Source organism: Aeromonas sp. MTB (assembly GCF_056632455.1).
Genome location: NZ_CP147026.1, coordinates 1,134,131 through 1,158,845 on the forward strand (window position 1 = coordinate 1,134,131; position 24,715 = coordinate 1,158,845).

The window sequence follows — 24,715 nt, forward strand, 5'->3', positions numbered from 1 at the left end:
AACCATATAATTATGGCCAATTAAGCGGCAAACTGCTCGATTTTGCCTGGCAAGCCCCGCACCTCGCGGGTTGAGGGACTCTTATGCTGGATATTCACTGGCTGCAAACCTTTGTCACCCTGGCCCGATTGCAACATTTTGGCCAGACCGCCACCGAGCTGCACATGACCCAGCCCAATGTCAGCCTGCATATCAAGCGGCTGGAGCAGGCGACCCGGGTGCGGCTGATCGAGCGCAGCCCGTTTCGCCTGACGCAGGCGGGGGAGCGGCTGCTGCAAAGCGCCGAGCGCACCATCGCCGAGTTGCAGCTCTGCCAGTCCGATCTCAATGCCCTCAACCAGCTGAGTCAGGGGACGCTGGCCATCGCCGCCAGCGACATCATCTCCCGCCTGCTGCTGATCCAGCCGTTCCAGCGCTTCAAGCGGGAGTTCCCCGGCATCGACCTCACTCTGTTCAACACCACTTCGGATCAGGCGGCCGAGCTGGTCAAGGCGGGCAAGGCGGATCTGGGTTTTGTCATGGCGCAAAAGCGCAGCGAGCCGCTCTTCTATACCGAGCTGCAACAGGTGACCTGGTGCGCGCTGGGCCACGGCCTGGCCCGCTGGCAGGCGCGGGCGGTGGCGGGGGAGAGCGATCCCCTCGATGAGCCGACCCTGATCCTGCTCGGTCACGACACCCGCACCCGGGCGCTGATCGACCCGTCCCTGCCGCTGCTGGCCTTGCCCCCCTGTCGCATCATGGAGGTGGGCAGCGTGGACGCCCAGCTGGATTGGGCCGAGGCGGGCTTTGGTGTCGCCATCGTGCCGGACTTCTCCCTGCATCCGCGCCTCAACCTCACCGCGCCTGTCACCAGCCTCGGCGACTTTCCCGGTACCAGTCTGGGCTACGTGGTGCGCCAGAATCAGGTGTTGTCGCGGGCCATCAAGCAGTTGCTGCACTGGGTGGAGGAGGAGATCCAGAAGCCCAACCCCTATCTGACCCGGGTGATGGAGCCGTAGCGGTACGGCAAGGTGAGCAGGCCAATCGACTTCACCACTATCGAACGCGCGTAAACAATCAGGGCAGCCGAGGCTGCCCTGATGCATTTGTGGGCGCTGACCACTCAGGGTTGCTGCGGTGTGGCTGCGCTGGTGGCAGGGGAGGGTGACATGTCGGCCTTATCCTGCGGTGGGGTTTCGTCAGCAACCGCGCTGCTGGCAGGCTGGGTTGCCTGCTCTTGCGGCGTAGTGGCCGCAGAGACGCTCTGTGGCAACTGAGTCGACACGGCAGCCGATGGTGGTGGAACCGTTGACGCTGCGGCAGAGGGGGCCACGCTCCCACCCTCGGTGGTCGGCGTAGCAGTGAGCTCGGAGGCGACCTCAAGTGCCTCTTCGGGCAAGGGATTAACCTCTGTGGCTTCTGTTGCCACTGCGGCACTGCTGGTGGCGGTCGCGTCAGAGGGCGCAGTCGTCCCGTTGGCGGCGCTCACCGGCCCTGTCGTGGGCACCGCCTCCGAGGCCGATGGCGCTGGTGTTAACGGCTCCGGTGTCAGCTGTTCCGCTGTTAACTGCTCGGGAGTCAGTGACAAGGGAGCTGGCGGTTGATCCGACATCCCAGCATGGAGGGGCAGCTCGGTTTGCGCCTGCAACTGCTCGGGGGTCACTTTGCTAAGGGCGGGATGCAGCCGACTGAACTGTTTGACCCGGGCCAGCAGGGTATCGCGCACGGTTCGGACGATGGGGTCCGGCAGGCTGGCCAGCGCCACCAGTTCGGCACTCATTCCGATGTTGTTGATGGCAGTAGTCTGTCCCGGATAGAGGTTGGCGGCGATACGGCTGCGCTGGTAATAGGGGTGTTGCTTGAGCAGCGTGTCGATCTGCTCCCCTTCGATGGGGATGAGGCGCACCTTGCAGCGGCTGATCAGATCGCCGACCGCCAGACTGGGGTGACCGGCAACCACAAACGCGGCATCCAGCGAGCCATCGCAGAGTCCTTCCAGCGGTTCGCTGTCCGATTTGAGCTGATAGGCAGCAAACTGCCCGGGTTGCCATCCCATGGCCGCCATCAGGGCCTGGCTGGTGATCTGCTCACCGGCGCCTTTGTTGCCCGGATAGATCCGCTTCCCTTCGATATCTGCCAGGGTGGTGATGCCGCTATTGGGGGCGGCCAGCAGGGTTAACGACTCCTGATAGAGGCGAAACAGGCTGCGCAGCTCATTGTTGGCCCCCTGCCCGCTGAAGGGGCCGGAGCCGTGCAGGGCGTGGTGCAACACATCGGACTGCACCAGCGCCAGCTGTACGTCCCCCTTGTCGAGTGCCTTGAGGTTGGCCATCGAGCCACGGGTGCTCTGCACGGTGCAGCTGTCCCCATGCAGGGCATGGCCGGCATTGAGCACCCGACAGATGGCGCCACCGGTCGGGTAGTAGACCCCGTTGAGCGGGCCCGTTCCGATAGTCAGCGCCTGGCTGCCAAAGGGGAGCAGCGCAGAGAGTGCACAGAGGGGAAGCAGAAGGTGATGCAAGATCCGTAGAGACATAATTGACCGTTGACTGAGTTGACCGCTGGCTGATGACACAGGGGAAAAAGGGATGGGGCTTGCCCATCCCGTTGCTGGCTGATCAGGGCTTGTTGTTGAGGATTGCCCGCTCCATCCGCACCAGCGCGTCGGTCAGTCGTGCCCTGGTGCAGCCGAAGTTGAGCCGCACAAACTGACCATCGCCAAACTGGGCGCCGGGGGAGAGACCAACGCCGGCTTGCTCGAAGAAGGCGATGGGATCGGCAAGGCCAAGGGCGCTCACATCGATCCAGGCCAGATACGTCGCCTGATGACTGGCCAGCTTGACGCCGGGCCAGCGGGCAACCGCTTGCTGGATCAGGGCCAGATTGGCTGCCAGATAGTCGAGTTGCTCGGTCAGCCACTGTTCGCCACCCTCATAGGCCGCTTCGGCGGCGACAAAGCCCAGCAGATTGACGTCGGCGCTGATGCCGCGCATCGCCTGCTGTAGCCTGAAGCGCAGACGGGCGTTGGGGATAATAGCGAAGGAGCAGCAGAGACCGGCGATATTGAAGGTCTTGCTCGGGGCCATCATCACCGCACAGCGCTCGGCCGCTTGCGCACTGATGGCGCCGTAGGGAATGTGGCGGGCGTTTTTATCCAGCAGCAGATCGCAGTGGATTTCATCGGAACAGATCACCAGATTGTGGCGCGCAGCAATGGCATCGATGGCCAGCAGCTCGTCACGGGTGAAGATGGTGCCGCCCGGGTTGTGGGGGTTGCAGAGCAGCAGCAGATCTGCGGCGGGGGCCTGACGCTCCAGCTCTGCCAGATCCAGCACCCAGCGACCCGCCTCTTCAACCATCGGCACGGTGAGCAGGGGACGATCATTGAAGCCCGGCGCCTGCAGGAAGGGGTAGTAGACCGGCTTGGGGGTGATGATGCCGCGGCCATGCTGGCTCCACGCCTTGCAGGCGAGGTTGAGCCCCGGCACCACGCCGGGCAGGAATACCAGCCATTCGGGCTCGATGGCCCAGCCATAGCGGGTCGCCATCCGTTCGATAATGAGTTCGATCAGGCGCGGCGAGGGGCGTGAATAGCCGAAAATGCCGTGGGCGACCCGTTTGGTCAACGCCTCAATCACGGACGGGGGGGAGACAAAGTCGGTATCGGCAACCCACATGGGCAGCACATCCTGACCCTTGTACTTGTCCCATTTCAGGCTCATGGTGCCACTGCGGTCTACTTCCTGATCAAAATCAAACATGCGAACTCCTTGTGCTGGCAGGATGGGCTTTCACTCTACGGGGTCGCGGCCTCCCTCGCAAGGCGCACACCCGCTTATGCCATCCTTGAGCCCGCTCTTGATAGTGACATAAGATAGGCGCCGAATTTTCATACGGCTGCCGCCCGCTAGCCCGTATCGTCCCTCCAATCAGTGGTAACTCTATGAGCTTGTCGATAGCGGCGGTCAAACGCCCTGACCCCGTCTCTCTTTCATTTCTTGCCGTGACCTTTATGACCGGCGTCGCGGTGGCACTGCAGGTGCCTACCTTAAGTCTGTTTCTGGCCGAGGAGGTGCAGGTGCGCCCCTTTCTGGTCGGGCTCTTCTATACCATCAATGCGGTGGTGGGCATTCTGGTCAGCCAGTGGCTGGGCCATCGCTCCGATAACAAGGGGGATCGCAAGCGACTGATCCTGCGCTGCTGCTTTGCCGGGGTGGCGCTCTCCTTGCTGTTTGCCTGGAACCGCAACTACTGGTTGCTGGCGAGTCTGGGGGTGATGCTGGCGGCGCTGGCGGCCACGGCCAGTCCCCAGCTGTTTGCGCTGGCGCGGGAGTATTCTGACAGCCGCAACCGGCGGGCGGACATGTTCAGCTCGGTGATGCGGGCCCAGTTTTCGCTGGCCTGGGTCATAGGCCCGCCCATCGCCTTCGCGCTGGCCATCGGCTACGGTTTCGAGCTGATGTACCTGGCCTCGGCACTGGCCTATCTGCTCTGTGCCCTGGTGGTGTGGCGCTGGTTGCCCTCGCTGCCACTGCCCAAGCTGGCTGAAGAGAGCGAGCGGGTCAGCAGCTGGCGGGATCCGGCGGTGCGGGCACTCTTTATCGCCTCCACCCTGATGTGGACCTGCAACAGCATGTACCTCATCAATATGCCGCTCTACATCACCCGCGAGCTGGGGTTGGATGAGAAGCTTGCCGGTATCCTGATGGGCACGGCAGCTGCGCTGGAGATCCCCTTCATGCTGCTGGCGGGTTACTACACGGCGCGCTTTGGCAAGCGCCCCATGATGTTGCTGGCGGTGCTGGCTGGCGCGGCCTTTTACACAGGTCTGGTGACCCTCACCGACCAATACGCCCTGATCGCCTTGCAGCTGTTCAACGCCATCTTCATCGGTATCGTGGCGGGGATCGGCATGTCTTACTTTCAGGATCTGATGCCGGGCCGGGCCGGGGTGGCGACTACCCTGTTTGCCAACAGCATCCGCACCGGTTCCATCATGGCAGGGGCCATCGCCGGTGTGGTGGCGGAGGTGTGGAGTTTCCACGGGGTCTTTATGGTGGCGCTGGGATTGGCACTGGTGGCACTGGCCGCCAGCTGGCGGGTGCCCAACGTCTGACGGGGGCTGGCTGTTATTTGTCGTGCCGGGGCTGGGCGTGCGGAAGCGGCGATGATTCGCCCTGATATTCGTTACGCAGGCAGCGCAGCAGCAGCTCGGTCGCGGGGCCGAGGGATTCGGGGGAGAGGGTCAGCAGGTAGGTGTAGAGGTGGCGCTCGTTGCCGCTCTCCAGATCCAGCTGTATGAGCGAACCTTCCGCCAGCTCCCGCTCCACCAGATGACGCGGCAGCCAGGCATAGCCGAGGCCAAGGCGCAGCATGGCGAGCACTTCGTGGTAGTGGGTTGCCTTCCAGCCGGTGTCATCCGCATCGTTCCAGTCCACCGAGCGGTGAATGGGGGGATGGAGGCTGATCTGGTTGTGGCTGGTCAGCACGTCGCTGCGGATGGGCCCCTCCTCCTGTGCCAGCGGATGGCTGGCGGCGCAGAGGGGCAGCAGGCACACCTCGTCCAGCAGCAGACCGGTGCGATCGCCGGGCAGGTGCTCGGAGAGCATCAGATCCCCCGGTTGCAGGGCGTTGAAGTGGCAGTGAATACGTTCGTGCAGGTTGACCCGGCAACCCCGACTGCGAGGATAGAAGCTGGCCAGCGCCCGATAGAGGCGATCCCTTGGCTGCAGCGCCGAGACATAGAGGTTGATCTGCGGCTCCCACTGCCGCTCCAGGTTGTTGGCCAGATTTTCCAGCTCTTCCACCTGTTGGCTCAACTGACGGGCCCGCTTGAGGAAGATCTCGCCCGCCGGGGTCAGCACTGCCTTGCGGCCGCGCACCTCCAGCAAGGGCACCCCCAGACTCTGCTGCAACTTTGCAACCGCATGATTGAGGGAGGACTGGCTCTTGTTCAGCGCCTCGGCCGCCTGGGCGTAGCCGCCGCAGTCGACCACCGCCTGAAAGATCCGCCATTGCTCAAACGTGCTCTTGGGACGAAACATAGTTCAACCTGATTGGAGATAGGATGGTCAGTGGTTCGAACAGGGAGCCTGTGCCCCCTATTCAATTTAACCCCTGCCGCACAACACTCTGGGTATTTTATTGATTTATTTGGGCTGGGCCACGCAACTTGTTTATTTTGGCTGAGCCACAAAGGTCTGGCCGGTTTTGCTGCGGCTGTCCGACCCCATCAGGTAAAGGTAGAGCGGCATCAGGTCGGCCGGGGTCTTGAGGTTCATGGGATCTTCCGCCGGGAAGGCGCTGGCGCGCATCTTGGTACGGGTACCGCCCGGATTGAGGGTATTGACCCGCACACCGGTGTTCTCAAGCTCGTCGGCCAGCACTTCCATCATCCCCTCGATGGCAAATTTGGATATGGCATAGGTGCCCCAGTAGGCGCGCCCCTTGCGTCCCACGCTGGAGGAGGTGTAGACGATGGAGGCATCGCCCTGCGCCTTGGCGGTCTGGCGCAGCAGCGGCAGCAGCGCCTGGGTCAGCAGGAATTCCGATTTGACGTTGACCTGCATCACCTCGTCCCACTCCTTCTCCTGAATATGTTCAAACGGGGAGAGGGTGCCGAGCAGACCGGCGTTGAACAGCACGCCGTCGAGGCGGCCAAACTGCTGGGCGAAGGTTTCGGCCATGCCGCGGTAGTGGGCGGCGGTGGCCCCTTTCAGATCCACCGGCACGATGGCGGGCAGCGGATAACCGGCCGCTTCAATCTGGTCATACACGGCTTCGAGTTTGGCGCTGGTGCGGCCGAGCAGGATCACGGTGGCACCGTGAGCGGCGTAGGTGAGGGCGGCTTCGCGGCCGATCCCGTCGCCGGCACCGGTGACCAGAATGACTTTATCCTTGAGCAGATCGCGGGGTGCCTGATAATCGAGCATGACAACTCCTGTTAACAAATTCCGGCCATAAGTGCATGGCAATCGGCGCCAAGTGTACTGATCTGCGCGCCTGTTTGACCAGCCAGCGGCAAGAAAAATGTGAAGAAAATAGAGAGGTTGTGATGCTCGGGTTGGTTTTTCCGGGCACTGGCTGCGATTTTTTGCGCGCCTCCATCAAACTCCCTAGAATGTGACGAAAACCGATCCATTCTGGAGTCCATCGTGACATTTCTGACCGAATATGGCCTGTTTCTGGCCAAGACAGTGACCTTCCTGCTGGCCATCGGCGCCATCATCCTGATGATTGTGAGCACTCGCCAGCCGAAAGCGCGCAAGGGTGAGCTGGTGGTGACCGATCTCTCGAGCGAGCTGGAGCAGGGGCAATTTGCGCTCAAGAGCGCGCTCGCCAGCAAGGCCGAGCGCAAGGTGATGGAAAAGCAGCAAAAAGAGGAGCAGAAGAAGCGTGCCAAGGCGGGGGATGAGCGCAGTCGCCTGTTCGTGCTCGATTTCAACGGCAGCATGGATGCCAAAGAGGTGACCTCCCTGCGCGAGGAGGTGAGCGCGGTGATTGGCGTCGCCCAGCCCGGCGACGAGGTGCTGCTGCGACTCGAATCCGGTGGCGGCGTAGTGCATGGCTATGGTTTGGCCGCTTCCCAGTTGCAGCGACTGCGCGATCGTGACATCAAGCTCACCGTGGCTATCGATAAGGTGGCGGCGAGCGGTGGCTACATGATGGCCTGTGTGGCAGACAAGATCCTGGCTGCCCCCTTTGCCATCGTCGGCTCCATCGGGGTGATCGCCCAGATGCCGAACTTCAACAAGTTGTTGAAAAAGCATGACATCGAGTTCGAGATGCACACCGCCGGTCAGTATAAGCGCACCATCACCATGTTTGGCGAGAACGACGATCTGGGGCGCGAGAAGTTTCGCGAGGAGCTGGCGGCGATCCACGAGCGCTTCAAGGCCTTTGTGGCCGAACACCGCCCGCAACTCGATATCGATCAGGTCACGACCGGTGAACACTGGCTGGCGAGTCAGGCCAAGGGGCTGGGGCTGGTGGATACCCTCTGCACTAGCGATGACTACCTGCTGGCGCAGGCCAGCCACCACAAGGTGATCGGCATCAGCTATCGCAAGCCAAAAAGCCTGACCCAGAAGTTGGGGCAGCAGGGCGCACAGGCGCTGGAGGCCGGGTTTGGCCGCTTGTGGCAGCAGAGCCCCTGGCGCTGAGTCGCGACCCGCAACGAGCGTGACAAGTGGTGAGCGAGGCTAGTCGGGGCAATCCGGCTGGCCTCGATTTTTGGCCACGTTGCAGGCCGTGTTAGCGATGAGGCAACGCTGTGGCGAGGAAGGTTGTCTCCATTCAACTCCTCTGTTACAACTGAAGGCTTTCCCCTTTCATTGCTGGCCCCACGGGCCAGGGAGCATGCCAATGCCATGGAGTACCTTCAGGCAATTTACCCCACTGGTCTGGATCGTCATTCTGGGTACCTTCATGGTGCGCACCAGCTACTACATGGTGTGGCCCTTCCTCTCCATTCTGCTCTATCGGGAGTATGACCTTTCGGCCACTTTGATTGGCCTGTTGCTGGGTGGCTCGATGGCCCTCTCTACCCTGGTCAGTTTTTACGGCGGCTGGCTCTCTGATCGCTTCGGGCGGCGCAGCATACTGCTGGCCGGTTGTCTGGTGGCGATGATCTGTTTCGGCCTGCTCGGTTTTTCGCACGAGGTATTCTGGCTCGGGGTCGGGGTGATGGGCAGCGGCCTCTCGTCGGGGCTCATCGATGCCCCCGGCAAGGCGTTGATGGCCGACAGTCTGGCCTCGGCCAAGGCGCGGGAGTTGGCACTGCACCTGCGTTATTTTCTGCTCAACCTGGGGGCCGCGCTGGGGCCGCTACTGGGGGTGACCCTCGGGATCAACGCCCAGCAGGAGACCTTCCTGTTTCTGGTGGTGAGCTATCTGCTGCTGGCGCTGGCCTTTGGCTGGGGATTTCGCCGGGCTGGCAGCACAGGCAAGCCGGGTGCTGCTGGCCCCGGACTGCGGGATGCCATCAAGGTGTTGCTGGCGGATCGCGCCTTCCTGCTGCTGGTGATGGCCAATCTCCTGATGGTGCTGGTCTACTCCCAGTTTCACTCGCCGCTGGTGCAATACCTGACCAGGGCCGGTATGCCGCAGGTGGCCGAGCTGGTTGCCCTGCTGGTGGCGACCAATGCCCTGACCGTGGTGCTGCTGCAATTTCCGCTGCTGCGGTTGTTGTCACGCTGGCCGGTGCGGGTACGGCTTCATATCGGCATGGCGCTCTTTCTGGCGGCCCAGCTGCTCTTCGCACTGGGGGACCCGATGGTGCCCAGCCACTGGTTTGGCGCCGTGCTGCTGCTCAGCATCGGCGAGACTATCCTCTTCCCCCTGCTCAACGTGCTGATCGATCAGATGGCCCCCGCTCATCTCAAGGGGAGCTACTTTGGTGCCAGTGCACTGGCCGGGTTGGGAGGAGCCGCCGGCGCCCTGCTGGGAGGCTGGATCCTCGAGCAGTGGAGCGGTCAGTGGCTCTATGTGCTGATGGCGCTGCTTTGTGTGGCGATTTTTGCGCTTTATGAAGCTGGCGCCCGACATCATGGTCGGCGAAGTGCCCGGCAGGAGTCGGTGATAGGCTAACCGGGCTGACTTCGCCGCTGGCCAGCCCCTTATGGTTCAGAAGGTCAGCACCTTGTCGGCAGCCAGGGTCCATTGGGCCAGCATCGGCAGGGTGCCGACCTCAATGCCCTCGATCAGCGGCAGGGCGGTGATGCCACGGGCATCGGTGCAGGTCTTGCACAGGCGAATGGTGACGCCTTGTGCCAGCAGGATCTCCAGCATCTGGCGCAGGTTGTACCCTTCGGCCGGAGCCTGACCGGCCAGTGCTGCACTCACCGCATCTGACATCAGGAACAGCTTCAGGCTGGCACCACCCTGTTCGTTGATGGCGATAGCGAGACGCAGGGCGTTGAACAGGGATTCGCTGCCATAGGGGGCACCGTTGGCAATGACCACAATTTGTTGATTCATAACAGACTCCCGATTGGAAAGAGCGTCATTGTAGAACCAACAGGGTGGCAATTGCGTGATGTTGCACAACTTCTGTCGCACCTTTTTCCCGCTTGCTTGACCCTGCTGCCGATCGAGGTTTTTATGGTCAGCTCGCAAACAAGACCGGATGAATCGAGATGTGGAAAGTATTGGGAGCCGGCTTGCTGCTGTTGGCGGGTCAGGCCTTTGGCAGTGAGGCGGTCGGTTGCAAGGCCCGTCTGCAGGCCGTCAACGACCAGCTGGTGTTTGCCAAAGCACACAACAATGCCGGGCAGATTGCCGGGCTCGAACAGGCAGCGCGCAATATCAAGGCCAACTGTACTGATGAAGGTCTGCTCAAGGAGCAGAAAGAGCGGGTTAACAAACTGCGTGGCGAGGTGGATGAGCGTCTGCTTGAACTGCAGGAGGCGAGGGTCAGTGGCAAACCGGAGAAGATTGCCAAGCGGCAGGCCAGGTTGGAGGAGTCCCAGACCCGGATGCTGGAGGCCCAGCGTGAGCTGGACAAACTGATCCGGCTGGTCGGCAAGTGATGGCCAGCCGCTGAACTCAGGAGCAAAAAAGGCCGATTGCTCGGCCTTTTTTCGTTTTATTGCCTGTGCATCCGCACAAATTTCTCCATCAGCTGATCTTCGGTCTCCACATGAGCGGGATCCCAGATGATGCAGTCGATAGGGCAGACACTGATGCAGGTCGGCTTCTCATAGTGACCGACGCACTCGGTGCAGCGACTGGGGTCGATCTCGTAGATCTCCTCACCCAGGCTGATAGCCTGGTTGGGGCACTCGGGATCGCACATGTCACAGTTGATGCACTTGTCGGTGATGAGCAGCGCCATCTCAGGCCGCCGTGTGCGGGTTGCGGGTATCCTGGCTGTCGCCCAGATTGCGCAGCAAAATGCCGTAGTTCACATCCAGATCTTTCGGGACCGGCACATAGACCACGTGACCGTTGCCCGGCGCGGTATCGATAAGCTCGCCCTTGCGGTTCTCCATCTGCTCCAGATTGAAACGGACGTTGCCCTGCGGGGTCATCAGCTCCAGGTTGTTGCCTACCAGGAACTTGTTCTTCACCTCGACCTCGACCATGTCACCTTTGCGACCGGTGATCTCGCCGACAAACTGCTGGGTGTCGGAGACGGAGTAGCCGTAGTCGTAGTTCTGGTATTCGCTGTGGTTGTGACGGCGCAGGAAGCCCTCGGTATAGCCGCGGTGGGCCAGATTTTCGAGGGTGCCCATCAGGCTGCGGTCGAACGGACGACCCGCTACCGCATCGTCGATGGCCTTGCGGTAAACCTGAGCCGTACGGGCGCAGTAGTAGAAGGATTTGGTGCGCCCTTCGATTTTCAGGGAGTGAACGCCCATCTTGGTCAGTCGCTCGACGTGCTCGACGGCGCGCAAGTCCTTGGAGTTCATGATGTAGGTGCCGTGTTCGTCCTCGAACGCGCTCATGTACTCGCCCGGGCGGTTGGACTCTTCCAGCAGCACCAGCGCATCGGTCGGTTTGCCAAGGCCCAGGGTGTTGTCCGGACGCACTGCGATGGGCTCCTGACGGTGGACGATCTGGCCCACGTCATCTTCTTTACCTTCGTGCACCTTGTACTCCCAGCGGCAGGAGTTGGTGCAGGTGCCCTGGTTGGGGTCACGCTTGTTGATATAGCCGGAGAGCAGGCAGCGGCCGGAGTAGGCCATGCACAGCGCGCCGTGAACGAACACTTCCAGCTCCATCTCCGGTACCTGCATGCGGATCTCCTCAATCTCGTCCAGCGACAGCTCACGGGAGAGGATGGCGCGGGTCAGGCCCATTTGATGCCAGAACTTCACCGTGGCCCAGTTGACCGCGTTGGCCTGCACCGAGAGGTGAATGGGCATATCCGGGAAGGCTTCACGCATCATCATGATGAGACCTGGGTCGGACATGATCAGTGCATCCGGCTTCATCTCAACCACAGGGCGCATGTCGCGGATAAAGGTCTTGAGCTTGGAGTTGTGGGGCTGGATGTTGGCCACCACATAGAACTGCTTGCCCAGTGCATGGGCTTCGTTGATGCCCAGCTGCAGGTTTTCATGATCGAATTCGTTGTTGCGCACCCGCAGGCTGTAGCGGGGCTGACCAGCATAGACGGCATCAGCGCCATAGGCATAGGCGTAACGCATGTTCTTGAGGGAACCTGCGGGGGAGAGCAATTCTGGTTTAAACATGGCGGACTCTTTATATCTGATTGCAAATCAGGACGATGCCACCTGATGGCATCGTAGTGGTTGAGTTGCGGTGCAAGATGCCCTCCGAGAGGAGGCTCAATGCAGCGCGACCCGATGACGGCATATCCGGGGCCTATCTACAGACGATGCGCCGGATATTCGGGGTGCAGGATTGTACTCGCCCCCACGTCATCATGCAATTTGGCAGGAATATCATGCGAATGGAAAATCAGTTTTTGGGTAATCTGTGGTGGTGGGTTAGCGATAGTTGTTGATGTTCAATTATCCATTGCGAGTTGAAAATCGGGAAACTGTTCGTTCATAAAATTACTGGGGCAGTTGCCATTGCCTGCGCTGGCTAGCCATTCCCAATCCAGTCTTGGCGAACCCGCTTTGAAGCGTTGATAGGCAACGCCCTGATGAATGGTCAGAAAGAGGGTCGTGGGGAGTCCCAGCTTGTTGCTGTAGCGCACCATTAGATCACCCTGATAGTCGTTGCTGATTCTGACTTTGAGCGCCTGCAGTGTCAGACCGGTGGCGTGACCATGCTCGTCCCAGACTTCAAACATGATATGAACACTCTAATGTTGATGATGCCACGATGAGCAAGATGGGATGCAATTGCAACTGTCAGATCTGACAAGGCCGAAAAAGTGTGAGGGGAATGGCAGAAAGCGAAAACCCGGCGCGAGGCCGGGTTTTCTTGAATGATGGTGGAGGGAGAAGGATTCGAACCTTCGAAGGCAGAGCCGTCAGATTTACAGTCTGATCCCTTTGGCCGCTCGGGAACCCCTCCACAGGGGCAAAGCAAATTGTATTCAGCCATTGCAATCAGGGAAATGGTGGAGGGAGAAGGATTCGAACCTTCGAAGGCAGAGCCGTCAGATTTACAGTCTGATCCCTTTGGCCGCTCGGGAACCCCTCCACAGGGTATTTCCTGATTGTCACTACTTTGCACTTGAATGGTGGAGGGAGAAGGATTCGAACCTTCGAAGGCAGAGCCGTCAGATTTACAGTCTGATCCCTTTGGCCGCTCGGGAACCCCTCCCCAAGTGCGAGGCGCATACTATCAGATCCAGAGGCTTTGTGAACCCCTTGATGAGGCATCTGGCAGTAAAAAATGACTGTTCGTCGATTTTTTGATACATCCAGCTCAAAATTCAAGCTTATCAGCAAGTTGTGCGCTGCTTTTCTGCACAAAACAGCATCTGTGCAATTTGGCGATCGCGCTGAAGAGAAGGCAGATAGCAGAAGACCGCCAGTGTCGGCGGTCTTGCCGGGCATCACATCTAGCGCTGGAACGGGTAGACCGAACCCAGTTTCAGGATCTGGGTCAGCTCGTCCAGTGCGCTGCGGGACTCCTGCACCAGTGCCGGATCCCGCAGGTCATCGAGGGTCAGGCGGTCGCGGTAGTGGCGATCGACCCAGCCATCGAGGCGGGCAAACTGGCTGTCGTTGATCAGGCAGGCCGGATTGACCGCGGCGAGTTCCTGATCGTTCATGGCAACCCGCAGTCGCAGACAGGCCGGGCCGCCACCATTGCGCATGCTCTGTTTCACATCCATATAGTGGACCGCCTTGATCGGAGTCTCCTGCGTCAGCAGCTTGCCAAGATAGGCCGACACCGCCGGATTGTCGCGGCACTCGGTGGGGGCGATGATGGCCATCTCGCCGCTCGGCAGGGTGAGGATCTGGGTGTTGAACAGGTAGGATTTCACCGCATCCAGCACGGATACCTCGGCAGTCGGCACTTCGATAAAGTGCAAATCTCCCTCGCCAAACTTGCCGCTGATCTCGGCCAGCACCGCTTCGGTGTTGAGGAACGCTTGCTGGTGGAAGAAAAGCACGTTCTGGTTACCCACCGCGATCACGTCGTTGTGGAACACTCCCTGATCGATCACCTCCGGGTTTTGCTGGATAAAGACCACGCTCTCCTCGCCAAGGCCATGCAGGCGGGCGATGGCCTGGCTTGCCTCCAGAGTCTGGCGGGCCGGGTAGCGCTTCGGCGCCGGGCGGGAGTAGTCAAAAGCGCTGCGGCCATAGACGAACAGCTCGACCCCCGCCTCGCCATAGGCGCGGCAGAGCCGGGTGTGGTTAGCTGCCCCCTCGTCGCCGAAGTGGTCATTCTCCGGCAGATGGAGGTGGTGGCTGAAGTAGCGATCATTGTTGAACACGGCTCGCAGGATACGGCCCGTGACGTCCGGCTCCAGGGAGCGGTGAAACTTGTTGGTCAGGTTGGCGGGGGTGAAGTGAATGCGGCCATCCTGGGTATCAGCACTGGGAGAGACGGTGGCGGCGTTGGCGGTCCACATGCTGGAGGCCGAATAGCAGGCAGCCAGTACGGCAGGAGCCTGCTTGGCGGCCTGCTCCAGCACCCGGGCATCGTTGCCGGTGAAGCCTAGGCGGCGCAGGGTGGCGAGATCGGGACGCTCTTGTGGCGCCAGTAGCCCCTGGGTCATGCCAAGCTCGGTCAGCGCCTTCATCTTGCGCAGCCCCTGTTTGGCGGCCTCTTTCGGATTGGAAGCCTCCTGGGCATTGCTCTGGGAGGCAACGTTGCCGTAGGAGAGGCCAGCATAGTTATGAGTCGGGCCGACCAGACCGTCGAAATTTACCTCGAAGTGCTTCATTGAGTACATCCTTTCGATTTTTATGATGGGTAGCGGTTCCTTCCGCGCGCAATGCGTCGGGGTGGGGCCATTATAAAGAGATTTTATGTTTTTGTAACAAGCCGGTAACCAGCAGACGTTTTTATGTCGTTTCAGATATAAAAAGAGGGGTGGTATGGCAGAAAATTGAAAAAGCGGTTGCGTCCGGCCTGTTGCCTTCGCATTAATAAATAAAGAAGCAATAAAAGAAGCCGTGTGGTTCGGGCTGGTCAGGCAAATTTGCTCACAAGATTGCTTTTTCGCGCCAAATCTCTTATACAGCCCCACAAAACCGCACACCAACCCTGTCGGGTGCAATGAGGATAATAGTTACAGCATGGGCAAATCACTGGTCATAGTGGAGTCTCCGGCCAAGGCCAAGACGATCAACAAATATCTGGGCAAGGACTACGTGGTGAAATCCAGCGTTGGTCATGTTCGCGATCTGCCCACCAGCGGCAGCGCCAGCACCGAGCCCAAGAAACCTGTCATTCGCGGCATCAAGTTGAGCGAATCCGAGAAGGCTGCCAAGGATCGCAAGGCCCTGTTTGCCCGGATGGGTATCAATCCGACCGCTGGCTGGCAGGCTAACTACCAGATTTTGCCCGGCAAGGAGAAGGTGGTCAGCGAGTTGCAGAGTCTGGCCGAGAAAGCCGACACCATCTATCTCGCAACCGACTTGGATAGAGAAGGAGAAGCGATCGCCTGGCACCTGCGCGAGATCATCGGTGGCGACGACAGCCGCTACAAGCGTGTGGTGTTCAACGAGATCACCAAGAGCGCCATCAAGGAGGCGTTTGCCCAGCCGTCCGAACTTAATATTGACCGCGTCAATGCACAGCAGGCCCGTCGTTTCCTCGATCGCGTGGTGGGTTACATGGTATCCCCGCTGCTGTGGAAAAAGCTGGCCCGCGGTCTCTCCGCTGGTCGGGTACAGTCCGTTGCGGTGCGTCTTATCGTCGATAAAGAGCGCGAAATCAAGGCGTTCGTTCCGGTCGAATTCTGGGATCTCAATGCCGACCTGCTGACCGCAGACAAGAGCGATCTGCGGATGGAAGTGGTCAGCCGCAACGGGGCCGACTTCAAGCCGGTGACCCAGGCCGAGACCTTTGCCGCTGTCGCAGCCCTGGAAGGGGTCGATTACAAGGTGGTGAACCGGGAAGACAAGCCGACCGGCTCCAAACCGTCCGCGCCGTTTATCACCTCCACCCTGCAGCAGGCGGCTTCTACCCGTCTGAGCTTCGGGGTCAAGAAGACCATGATGATGGCCCAGCGTCTCTATGAAGCGGGTTACATCACCTATATGCGTACCGACTCCACCAACCTCAGCAAAGAGGCGGTTGAGGCGGTGCGTGAATATATCGGCGAGCAGTATGGCGCGGCCTATCTGCCAGCCGAACCGAATCTGTATGGCGCCAAGGCCAATGCTCAGGAAGCGCACGAGGCGATCCGTCCCTCCAACGTACAGGTGACTGCCGAGATGCTGGAAGGGATGGAGCCGGATGCCATGCGTCTGTACGATCTCATCTGGCGTCAGTTCGTTGCTTGCCAGATGACCCCGGCTCAGTACGACTCTTCTACCCTGACCGTCAAGGCGGGTGAGTTCGAGCTCAAGGCCCGTGGTCGTACCCTGCGCTTCGCCGGTTGGACCAAGGCACTGCCGCCGATGGGTCGCAAGGGCGAAGATAGCCAGCTGCCGGCGGTGACCGTGGGTGAGGTGCTGAAACTGGTCAAGCTGGATCCGCGCCAGCACTTCACCAAGCCGCCTGCCCGTTTCACCGAAGCAGCGCTGGTGCGCGAGCTGGAAAAACGCGGCATCGGCCGTCCGTCTACCTACGCCTCCATCATCTCCACCATCGTTGATCGCGGATATGTGCGGGTCGAGAGCCGCCGTTTCTTCGCCGAGAAGATGGGCGAAATCGTCACCGATCGTTTGGTGGAGAACTTCGTTGAGCTGATGAACTACGAGTTCACCGCCAAGATGGAAGACAAGCTCGATGGCATCGCCGAAGGGAGCCTGGAGTGGAAGAAGGTGCTGGACGCCTTCTACGCCGAGTTTACCCAGGAGCTGGAGAAGGCTGACAAGGCGCCCGAAGAGGGCGGCATGCGTGCCAACCAGATGGTGATGACCGACATCGACTGCCCGGATTGCGGCCGCAAGATGGGTATTCGTACCGCCACCACCGGCGTGTTCCTCGGCTGCTCCGGCTATGCCCTGCCGCCGAAAGAGCGCTGCAAGAAGACCATCAACCTGGTCTCTGCCGACGAGTTTGTCTCCGCCACTGACGGTGAAGAGGCGGAAACCGAAGCGCTGCGCGCCAAGCACCGCTGCGGCGTCTGTGGTACAGCGATGGATGCCTATATCATCGACGACAGCCGCAAGCTGCACGTCTGTGGTCGAAACCCGGATTGCGATGGCTACGAGATCGAGAAGGGCCAGTTCAAGCTCAAGGGCTACGAAGGGCCGAGCATCGAGTGTGACCGTTGCGGAGCCGAGATGCAGCTCAAGAACGGCCGTTTCGGCAAGTACATGGGCTGCACCAACGAGACCTGCAAGAACACCCGCAAGATCCTGAAAAACGGCGACATCGCGCCGCCGAAGGAGGAGCCGGTGCCGCTGCCGGAGCTCAAGTGCACCCAGTCCGATGCTCACTTTGTGCTGCGTGACGGGGCTGCCGGTCTGTTCCTGGCGGCCAGCAACTTCCCCAAATCCCGCGAGACCCGCGCGCCGCTGGTGGAAGAGCTCAAGCGCTTCAAAGATCGCATCTCCGCCAAGCACAAGTATCTGGCCGGTGCCCCGCTCACTGATCCGGACGGCAACCCCGCCATCGTGCGCTTCAGTCGCAAGACCAAGGAGCAGTACGTGATGAGCGAGGTCAACGGCAAGGCGACCGGTTGGACCGCTCACTACGACAACGGTACCTGGCAAGAGAGTTTGCCAAAGGCTAAAAAAGCCTGATGAAAAGAGGCCCCGACAAGGGGCCTCTTTGCTTATGGATAGCGGTATACTGAGACAACTGCAAGGAGTGCAGCTGTCGTCAATCGCGAAGTAGACAAGGAGGTTGAGATGGAGATTAACGAGATCCGGCCAGGCATGAGCTGCATGACTAGGGAAGGGGCGGCCTATGTGCTGGAGGTGGACCGACAGAGCTTGCTGGTGCTGCTGCAGCGCGCGGATGAGACCATACCGGTGCAGGTGCGCAGCGACGAGATCCTGGCGCCGCTGGAGTGATCCGGCTGTGACCCCCTCAAAACGGCAGTAGAAAAAGCAGCTCGGCCAGATCGGGCTGCCATTGCCACTCCTTCATTCTGACCCGCCCACCGATCACCACGACCCCCTCCTGCTGCAGGCGTCCCGTCTGTTCGGCAAAGCCTGGCGATCCTTTCGGTAACGAGATAGTGCCCGCTGCGCCCAGCACCCGATGCCACGGCAGTACCTTGTCGGTTTCCCGCAGCACCTTGCCCACCAGTCTTGCCCGTCCGGGCAACCCCGCCAGATCGGCCACCTGACCGTAACTGACCACCCGGCCTGCCGGGATCAGGGCGATGATCGCTTCGATACGGGCAGTTTTGTTCAATGGGGATGGACTTGGTTCAATGCTCATAGACCCGATTCGTCAAAAACAACAGAAGCGCCATTGTGGCGCTTCTGTCATGGGGCTGGCAATGATTCAGCCGAAGGTCTGGCTAAGCCCCTTCAGTTGCTTGGCCCGTTCCAGCAGAGCCTGACTGGAGTGATCGACATCCAGCATCTTCTGACTGTTGGCATGGGAGTACTCGGAGATCTGGTGGATACTGCGGCTGATCTCCTCCACGACCGCTTGTTGCTGCTCTGCAGCGGTGGCGATCTGGGTGGAGTGTTCGGTGACCAGCTCTATCTCTGTCAGCACGGTATGGAGGCTGCTGGCGCCCTGGCGGGTCATCTCGGCACATGCGCGGGTCTGTTGCAGGTTCTCCTGCATCATCCCCTTCCAGCGTCCCAGCGTGTGCTGGATCTGCTTGATGCTGCCCTGGATCTGCTCGGTCGCCTTGTGGGTGCGGGTCGATAGAGTACGCACCTCGTCAGCCACCACCGCAAAACCACGGCCCTGCTCCCCGGCGCGAGCGGCTTCGATGGCCGCGTTGAGGGCCAGCAGGTTAGTCTGCTCGGCGATGCCCTGGATCTCGCCCATGACACTGCCAATCCGTTCGGATTCGCTGGCGAGCTCTACCGCCGAGTTGAACGCCAGCTCTGCCTGTTTGGCGAGCTGTTCGATCTGTTGCTCGGTCTGGTTCAACTGCTGGTTGGTTTGTTCACAACGATTGCGAGCTTCGTTGACCTGACCGTTGGAGTCCTGAATGTTGCGGGCGATCTCGTGAGCTGTGTTGGCCATTTGAGTCATAGCCGTAGCCATCTGCTGGGTCTGGGCATCTTGCTCGTTGATATCGAGACAGGCCTGATGAGAGGCCTGCTTCAGATTGATGGCCAGGGTTTGCAGAGATGCCGTGGCATCGTTGATCCGCCCCAACACGGTTCGGATGCGGGCCTGCAGCATCTTGATATGAAAATCGGCAATGGCGCCGGGGTTATCACCGGAGTAGACCAGCCGGGTCAGACTGTCATATTCGCGGCCCAGCTTCTGTAGATAGTGGGGCAGGGCAAAGAGCTCGCGCCAGTAGGCTCCGCCAATAAGCAACAGAGGCAGCAGCATCAGCAGGACGGTCATGGCCCCTTGGCTGGCGAAGGTCCAGCCCATCAGGCCGAGCAGCAGCAGGGTAATGGCCGGGGTGCGCACTCTGACAAGAGAGGGAAGGTTGCTGCTGTTGCCGCGCTCGGCCTTGAGCAGGGCTTGGTAGGTCTGAGCGGCGATGCGCTTGAATTGGGGCTCGGGCTTGCAGCGTACCGACTGGTAGCCGCTGATCCTGTTGCCTTCGTAGATGGGGGTGACGTAGGCATCTACCCAGTAGTAACGACCATCCTTGCAGCGATTTTTGACGATGCCGCGCCAGGGTTTGCCCTCCTTGAGGCGGGCCCAGAGATCGGCGAAGGCGGCCTTGGGCATGTCGGGGTGGCGTACCAGATTGTGGTTGTGTCCCACCAGTTCATCGACCGTGTAGCCTGCGATTTCGCAAAAGGCCGGGTTGGCGTAGGTGATCACCCCGCGCAGGTCAGTGGTGGAGACCAGTTGTACGTCGGCAGGAAACTCCACTTCGCTATCCAGGGTATGGACATCTCTGCGGGCCATAGGAATACGCTCCGATGTTCTTGTTGATAATGTTGTCGTTGTTATTGTGGCAGATCTGGAGGTGGCCGCAGGCTCGCGCCAGCAGGAGGCAGACCAGCTTCATTGGGGGCTGGATTTTGCCAATAATGGCGGATGAATGGTAGGGGGAAGTTGATGTTTTGTTGGCTAATCGTAAAAAAGGCGGCCGATTGGCCGCCAAAGTAGAGACAACATTACCTCTGTGGCATCCGGTAGCGCACCTGCAACTGATCGAGGATCTGCAGCTGACCCGGCAGGCGGGCTGCGAAGTGCTCCCAGCCCTTGTGGGCGGGATCGCTCCAGGCAACCTCGGCCGTGGCCAGCATACGCGGGAACAACATGTAGTCGAGACGATCACGGCTGGTGATCAATTCTGACCACAAGGGGCTCAGCACCCCGAGGATGTTATCGTTGGCATGGAAATCGGCTGGGGCAGGGTCACACGAGTAGATCTGCTCCAGATTGAGGGTCCCCGCCCAGTAGAGGCCGGGTTCATGAATATTGGCGCTCCAGGCCAGATCCAGATAGAGGAACTGGGCGGGCGCCATCACCACCGGATAACCGGCCGCGGCAGCATCCAGCCCCGCCTGAAAGCTGGTCCAGGCACAGATGGCCGCTTTGCGGCTCACCTTGTCGCCATGCAGGATCTCCTCCCAGCCGATCATCTGTTTGCCTCTGGCGGCCAGATAGCGCTGGCAGTGGCGCAGCAGATGGCCCTGCAGCTCGCGGCAGTCGGCGTAGCCCTGCTCGACCATCAGCTGCTGGCAGGCGGGGCTGTCGGTCCAGACCCCGGTCGGCACCTCGTCACCCCCCATGTGGATCTGCGGGCCGGGAAAGAGCTCGCACACCTCGTCCAGCACCGCCTCCAGAAAGCGGTAGGTGCCGGGCAGGGCGGGGTTGAGCACGTTGTCATCGAAATGCTGAACCGAGCGGTAGCGGGAGTGATCCGCCGTTTCGATCAGCAGCTCGGGCAGCGCCTTGATGGCGGCGTGGCAGTGGCCCGGGATGTCGATCTCGGGAATGACGGTGATGCCGAGCTCACCGGCATAGCTCACCAGCTCCTTCACCTCGCTCTGGGTGTAGTAGCCACCATAGGGTTCGGCGCCGCCGCTGAGCTGGGGGCCGATCGCCAGATTATGGCCGCGCCAGGCTCCCACGTCGGTCAGCTCCGGGAAGGCTTTTATCTCGAGTCGCCACCCCTCGTCATCGGTCAGATGCCAGTGGAAGCGGTTGAACTTGTAGAGGCTCATCAGTTTGAGCAGACGCTTGATGGTGGCCGGAGTGTGGAAGTGGCGGGCGCAGTCGAGAAAAATGCCGCGAAAGCCAAAGCGCGGGGCATCCTCCAGCGTGACGCAGGGCAGGCTCTCGCCATGTTGCAGATACCACTGGGCCAGCGTGACCAGCCCATGACGCCAGCCCGCTTCGTCGGCAGCGGCAATCACCACCTCCTGCGGCGTGATGGTCAGTTGGTAGGCTTCAGGGGCCAGTTTGGCCTCGGTCAGCCGGATTTCAGCGTCGTGATCCTGCTCCAGCGCCAGCGACGTCAGCTCGTTGAAGTGGGCCAGCAATTTCGGCACATCGCGGGGGGCGCTGACATGAGCCCGCTCGGCCAGCCGGAAGTTCCCCTCCAGCAGTACCAGATGGGCCGGTTGCGGCACTATGCCGGGCTGGGGCTCGACATCCGGCAGGTCGGGGCGGGTTACCGGCGGGTTCTCCAGTCCGAGATCCTGCGCCGCCAGCGTCACCGGTAGCAGCTGGGCACCCGTGGTCGCCTCCGGCAAGCTGAGGAAAAAGCCCTGCGGCATGTCGGAGAGCTTCTTGATGGGGGTCTGGCGGCAGCAAAAGCGCAGCTCGCAGCTGCCAGCGTTCGGGATAATCACCTTGTAGCTGCCGCTCTGGCGCTCCAGCTCCCCCCCTTGCAAGGAGTCGGGGTCGATATGGCGAGCCAGACAGAAGTGCAGCTTCCACTTGGTATCAGGCATGCGGGAGAGGGTGAAAGTGAACCAGACATCCTCGCCGTCACGTCGGGCTACCTGGGTGTGGATCAGGGGTGTAGACATGGAAAATCCTCTGATTGGGCAAACAGGATGGCGCCATCGAGCGCATCTGCCTGGGGGGGGAGCAGGTTGAGCTGGCCGAGACGGGGAGCGAGGCGGGTGCCAATCCCCCCCAGCAGGGCGATCTGTCTGGCACCGAGCTGGGTCATTCCCTCCAGCAGGATCCGCAGCTGTTCGCAGGTTTCGTCCAGCAGCTGATTGGCGAGCTCGTCGCCATCGCTGGCGGCATCGAATACCCAGGGGGCAAAGTGGCCATAGTCCGCCGGAATAGCGCGGGCGGCCCAGCGTACCACCTCGGCCTGATCTCGCTTGAAGCGGTCCATCAGGCGGATGGCGAGGGTGCTGGGGGGCAGAATGCCGTCGTGGCAGAGCAGGGATTGCTGGATGGCGCGCAGCCCCAGCCAGGCGCCGCTGCCTATGTCTGAAATGGGGAAGCCGCGGCCGGAGCAGGTGCGGATCTGCCCCTCCTGATAGACCAGCCCCACCGAGCCGGTACCGGCGATCAGAATGGCCCCCTCACGGCCGCCAAAGGCGCCGAGGCAGGCACCGAAGGCATCGGAGGTGAGCCTGACGCTGGCAAAGGGGAAGGGCATCTCGAGCAGGGCGTGATAGCAGTCGGCCAGCTCGGCGGAGGCGAGCGCCAGTCCGACCCCCATCTGCTGTTCACTCTCGATAGCGATCCCGGCGGCAAGGCGGGCGCTGGCGATGGCGGCCAGCACATTGGCGTGGGCATGGGGGATGCCCAGCTCCAGATTGGATCCTGCCGCGCGCCCCTCTCCGAGCAGCTTGCCCGCCCGATCCCGAATGCGGGCGCGGGTGTGGGTGCCCCCGCCATCGACGCCGACCCAGAACTCAATCATGGCGACCTCCTGCGGCATTTTGCCAGCTGATGGCCAGGGCAAACCAGGCTGCGTGGGGGATCCACTGCTCGCCCCAGCGCCAGTTCTGATCTAGCCGATCCTTGTACTCCTCCGGAATAAAGGCCACCTCATTTTCGTCATCAAACCCTGAGGTGATGCCGTTGCAGATACCCCCCTGCGCATTGGGATACCCGGCGGTATAGGTGGGGTTGTTGATGCCGTGGCCCGCCAGCATGCAGGCGTTGAAGGGGTTTTGCCCGAGGATCCAGTCGAGTTGGCGCTGGCCATAAGTGAGCAGTGGCTGGCTCTGGCGGGGGAAGTGGCGGGCGCCAGCAAAGGCCATGGCCGCCAGCGATGCGAGGCGAGCATTCTCCCCCTGCCACCAGTAACCGGACTCGTTGTTGTGGGGCATAAAGAAGCTGACGCGCGACGCTTCATCCACCCCTTTCACATATTGGCGGGCGAGGGAGAAGGGGTTGCCCGCCCGTGCGCACAGTGCCAGCTCGGCGGCCAGCGCCTGCTCCACCACGGTTTGTACCCTAGCCTTGTATTCCTGATCCGGCTCTACGCCCAGATATTCCAGTAGCGCCAGCACCGGCAGACCCGCCTCAGCGGCGTGGTAGTAGGGGCGCGAGCCATCCTCGTTGGCCGACCAGTAGTGACCCAGCTCAGGATGAGGGCGCTGGCGGGCACAGAGCTTGCTGGCGCGGGCTCTCGCCTCATTCAGCCACTCGTTGCCGAAAGTGCGGGTCAGCTCCACCGCTGCCAGCAGGGCGCAGTAGTCGTCGATGATGTTTTCGACCCCGTCATCGAGGTAGGCAAAGCTGTGCTCACGCAGATGCAGGTAGCCGCGTTTGGCTGCCTCGGCGTAGCGGCTGGCATCGAAGTCGCCACTGACGCTCTCGCGGGCGGCGCGGGCCAGCGCGGCGATAGCCATGCCACCCCCTTGGCGAAAACCCGCCTGCCAGTTGGCGGATTTGACACCCTGCTGGGTGGCATAGGCGCACAGCTCGCGCTGGGCGGGATCCTTGCTCCACTTATCGAACAGGGTCATGTAGAAGAAGCCCGACTTATCCTGCATCCGGCAGAGGAAATCGGCGCCGTGCAGCGCCTCGTCATTGAGCCGCTTGCAGAGGTTCACCCCGTCGATATCGCGGCGCGGGGCCAGCAGTTCGCGGCACTTGAGCAGGGCCCACACCACCATGGGGGTCTGCTGGGGGTTGAGGTAGTTGGCGTAGGAGAGGTGGCTCAGGTACTTGCTCATGTCGCCGCTGGCATCGAACCAGCCGCCGTGCACATCTCTGTGCTGGTCGGTGCCAAACAGGCGGGCGCTGCGGTCGGCCCGATCAAAGGTGCCGCTGGCGCGCTGGCCCTTGAAGTAGTGGATGACATCGGAGAGACAGCGGCTGGCCAGCAGATCCTGGCCGATGGCAAAACGGGTGGAGCGGACTATGCCTTGGGCAGTGATCGCCTCCAGCCGATAGTGGCCGGGCTCCTTGAAGGCGGAGAAGTCGGCACGCCAGTAAGCGCGGCCCTGCCAGCCGGGGACGCTGCCAGCCGGTTGCAGCGGGGTTTCAAACAGGGTCTGGCCATCATCGAGGCGTTGCAGCCTGACATAGCCGCCTAGATCAGGGGCGGGGGAGGTTTGCAACAGGGCGACCTTGTGTCCGTCGCACTCGTAGCCCACCTGATTGATCAAGAGTTCCATCAAGGTATTACTCCTGTGGTTCACCG

General features: G+C 61.1%; 22 protein-coding genes and 3 tRNA genes. 7 read left to right on the top strand and 18 right to left on the bottom strand.

Translation table 11 applies throughout. The features are described 5' to 3' along the window. The first annotated feature begins 83 nt into the window (after positions 1–83). Entirely contained in the window at positions 84–998 is a 915-nt protein-coding gene (locus WBR25_RS05335) for a LysR family transcriptional regulator (protein WP_005353868.1), read from the top strand. Between the two features lie 104 nt (positions 999–1,102). Here the strand turns inward: WBR25_RS05335 and WBR25_RS05340 are convergent, their stop codons facing one another. Both WBR25_RS05340 and WBR25_RS05345 read right to left on the bottom strand, forming a co-directional pair. Beyond that, on the bottom strand, positions 1,103–2,515 hold the full coding sequence (locus WBR25_RS05340; protein ID WP_479749524.1) for a TAXI family TRAP transporter solute-binding subunit: 1,413 nt from the start codon (positions 2,513–2,515) through the stop codon (positions 1,103–1,105). Between the two features lie 82 nt (positions 2,516–2,597). Further along, positions 2,598–3,740 carry a MalY/PatB family protein gene (locus WBR25_RS05345; RefSeq protein ID WP_479749525.1) on the bottom strand — a complete coding sequence of 381 codons (1,143 nt, stop codon included), beginning with the start codon at positions 3,738–3,740 and terminating at the stop codon, positions 2,598–2,600. A gap of 182 nt (positions 3,741–3,922) precedes the next feature. On the opposite strand from WBR25_RS05345, the gene WBR25_RS05350 reads away from it, so the two are divergent. Next, entirely contained in the window at positions 3,923–5,095 is a 1,173-nt protein-coding gene (locus WBR25_RS05350) for an MFS transporter (RefSeq protein WP_479749526.1), read from the top strand. A 13-nt stretch (positions 5,096–5,108) separates the two neighbouring features. Here WBR25_RS05350 and WBR25_RS05355 read toward each other — a convergent pair whose 3' ends face one another. The 3 genes from WBR25_RS05355 to WBR25_RS05365 all read right to left on the bottom strand — a co-directional run bounded on the left by WBR25_RS05355 (position 5,109) and on the right by WBR25_RS05365 (position 7,120). Continuing rightward, positions 5,109–6,023, bottom strand: a complete 915-nt coding sequence (locus tag WBR25_RS05355) for a LysR family transcriptional regulator (RefSeq protein WP_236293434.1) — start codon at positions 6,021–6,023, stop codon at positions 5,109–5,111. Between the two features lie 132 nt (positions 6,024–6,155). Next, a complete protein-coding gene (locus WBR25_RS05360) occupies positions 6,156–6,911 on the bottom strand; it encodes a YciK family oxidoreductase (RefSeq protein WP_206901353.1) in 756 nt (251 codons plus the stop codon). An 11-nt stretch (positions 6,912–6,922) separates the two neighbouring features. Continuing rightward, positions 6,923–7,120 carry a hypothetical protein gene (locus WBR25_RS05365; protein WP_129503504.1) on the bottom strand — a complete coding sequence of 66 codons (198 nt, stop codon included), beginning with the start codon at positions 7,118–7,120 and terminating at the stop codon, positions 6,923–6,925. 13 nt (positions 7,121–7,133) lie between these two features. On the opposite strand from WBR25_RS05365, the gene sohB reads away from it, so the two are divergent. After that, positions 7,134–8,141 carry a protease SohB gene (gene sohB / locus WBR25_RS05370; RefSeq protein WP_479749527.1) on the top strand — a complete coding sequence of 336 codons (1,008 nt, stop codon included), beginning with the start codon at positions 7,134–7,136 and terminating at the stop codon, positions 8,139–8,141. Positions 8,142–8,343: 202 nt separating this feature from the next. Further along, positions 8,344–9,567, top strand: coding sequence for an MFS transporter (locus WBR25_RS05375; RefSeq protein WP_479749528.1), 1,224 nt, complete (start codon positions 8,344–8,346; stop codon positions 9,565–9,567). A 36-nt stretch (positions 9,568–9,603) separates the two neighbouring features. On the opposite strand, the gene WBR25_RS05380 is transcribed toward WBR25_RS05375, so the two are convergent. Further along, a complete protein-coding gene (locus WBR25_RS05380) occupies positions 9,604–9,957 on the bottom strand; it encodes a DsrE/DsrF/TusD sulfur relay family protein (protein ID WP_429112254.1) in 354 nt (117 codons plus the stop codon). A gap of 158 nt (positions 9,958–10,115) precedes the next feature. Between WBR25_RS05380 and WBR25_RS05385 the strand changes: the two genes are divergently transcribed. Then, positions 10,116–10,508 (top strand): DUF1090 domain-containing protein, encoded by a 393-nt coding sequence (locus WBR25_RS05385; RefSeq protein WP_005334898.1) that lies wholly within the window; start codon positions 10,116–10,118, stop codon positions 10,506–10,508. A 56-nt stretch (positions 10,509–10,564) separates the two neighbouring features. Here the strand turns inward: WBR25_RS05385 and WBR25_RS05390 are convergent, their stop codons facing one another. From WBR25_RS05390 to astB, 7 genes are all read right to left on the bottom strand, one after another. After that, the gene (locus tag WBR25_RS05390) at positions 10,565–10,813 is read right to left on the bottom strand and encodes a YfhL family 4Fe-4S dicluster ferredoxin (RefSeq protein WP_005334896.1); all 249 of its coding nucleotides are present in this window, start codon (positions 10,811–10,813) and stop codon (positions 10,565–10,567) included. A 1-nt stretch (position 10,814) separates the two neighbouring features. Continuing rightward, a complete protein-coding gene (trhP, locus tag WBR25_RS05395; RefSeq protein ID WP_005334895.1) occupies positions 10,815–12,176 on the bottom strand; it encodes a prephenate-dependent tRNA uridine(34) hydroxylase TrhP in 1,362 nt (453 codons plus the stop codon). Between the two features lie 278 nt (positions 12,177–12,454). Beyond that, positions 12,455–12,745 (bottom strand): hypothetical protein, encoded by a 291-nt coding sequence (locus tag WBR25_RS05400; protein WP_129503508.1) that lies wholly within the window; start codon positions 12,743–12,745, stop codon positions 12,455–12,457. A 142-nt stretch (positions 12,746–12,887) separates the two neighbouring features. Then, positions 12,888–12,972: transfer RNA gene (locus WBR25_RS05405), tRNA-Tyr, on the bottom strand. A gap of 44 nt (positions 12,973–13,016) precedes the next feature. After that, a tRNA-Tyr gene (locus WBR25_RS05410) sits at positions 13,017–13,101 on the bottom strand. 38 nt (positions 13,102–13,139) lie between these two features. Further along, positions 13,140–13,224, bottom strand: a tRNA-Tyr gene (locus WBR25_RS05415). A 241-nt stretch (positions 13,225–13,465) separates the two neighbouring features. Continuing rightward, the gene (gene astB / locus WBR25_RS05420; protein WP_479749529.1) at positions 13,466–14,803 is read right to left on the bottom strand and encodes an N-succinylarginine dihydrolase; all 1,338 of its coding nucleotides are present in this window, start codon (positions 14,801–14,803) and stop codon (positions 13,466–13,468) included. A 355-nt stretch (positions 14,804–15,158) separates the two neighbouring features. On the opposite strand from astB, the gene topA reads away from it, so the two are divergent. Beyond that, positions 15,159–17,780 carry a type I DNA topoisomerase gene (gene topA, locus WBR25_RS05425; protein WP_479749530.1) on the top strand — a complete coding sequence of 874 codons (2,622 nt, stop codon included), beginning with the start codon at positions 15,159–15,161 and terminating at the stop codon, positions 17,778–17,780. A 108-nt stretch (positions 17,781–17,888) separates the two neighbouring features. Further along, positions 17,889–18,053, top strand: a complete 165-nt coding sequence (locus tag WBR25_RS05430) for a hypothetical protein (RefSeq protein WP_005334891.1) — start codon at positions 17,889–17,891, stop codon at positions 18,051–18,053. 16 nt (positions 18,054–18,069) lie between these two features. Here WBR25_RS05430 and WBR25_RS05435 read toward each other — a convergent pair whose 3' ends face one another. From WBR25_RS05435 to WBR25_RS05455, 5 genes are all read right to left on the bottom strand, one after another. Beyond that, the gene (locus WBR25_RS05435; protein ID WP_019446729.1) at positions 18,070–18,426 is read right to left on the bottom strand and encodes an MGMT family protein; all 357 of its coding nucleotides are present in this window, start codon (positions 18,424–18,426) and stop codon (positions 18,070–18,072) included. Between the two features lie 66 nt (positions 18,427–18,492). After that, on the bottom strand, positions 18,493–20,046 hold the full coding sequence (locus WBR25_RS05440) for a methyl-accepting chemotaxis protein (RefSeq protein WP_479749531.1): 1,554 nt from the start codon (positions 20,044–20,046) through the stop codon (positions 18,493–18,495). Positions 20,047–20,258: 212 nt separating this feature from the next. Continuing rightward, entirely contained in the window at positions 20,259–22,124 is a 1,866-nt protein-coding gene (locus tag WBR25_RS05445) for a beta-N-acetylhexosaminidase (RefSeq protein WP_479749532.1), read from the bottom strand. Continuing rightward, positions 22,109–22,981 (bottom strand): glucosamine kinase nucleotide-binding domain-containing protein, encoded by an 873-nt coding sequence (locus WBR25_RS05450; RefSeq protein ID WP_201903966.1) that lies wholly within the window; start codon positions 22,979–22,981, stop codon positions 22,109–22,111. Before WBR25_RS05450 ends, WBR25_RS05445 begins: the two co-directional genes overlap by 16 nt. After that, positions 22,974–24,689, bottom strand: a complete 1,716-nt coding sequence (locus WBR25_RS05455; protein WP_479749883.1) for a glycoside hydrolase family 9 protein — start codon at positions 24,687–24,689, stop codon at positions 22,974–22,976. The genes WBR25_RS05450 and WBR25_RS05455 overlap by 8 nt, the downstream gene beginning before the upstream one ends. Positions 24,690–24,715: the final 26 nt, after the last annotated feature.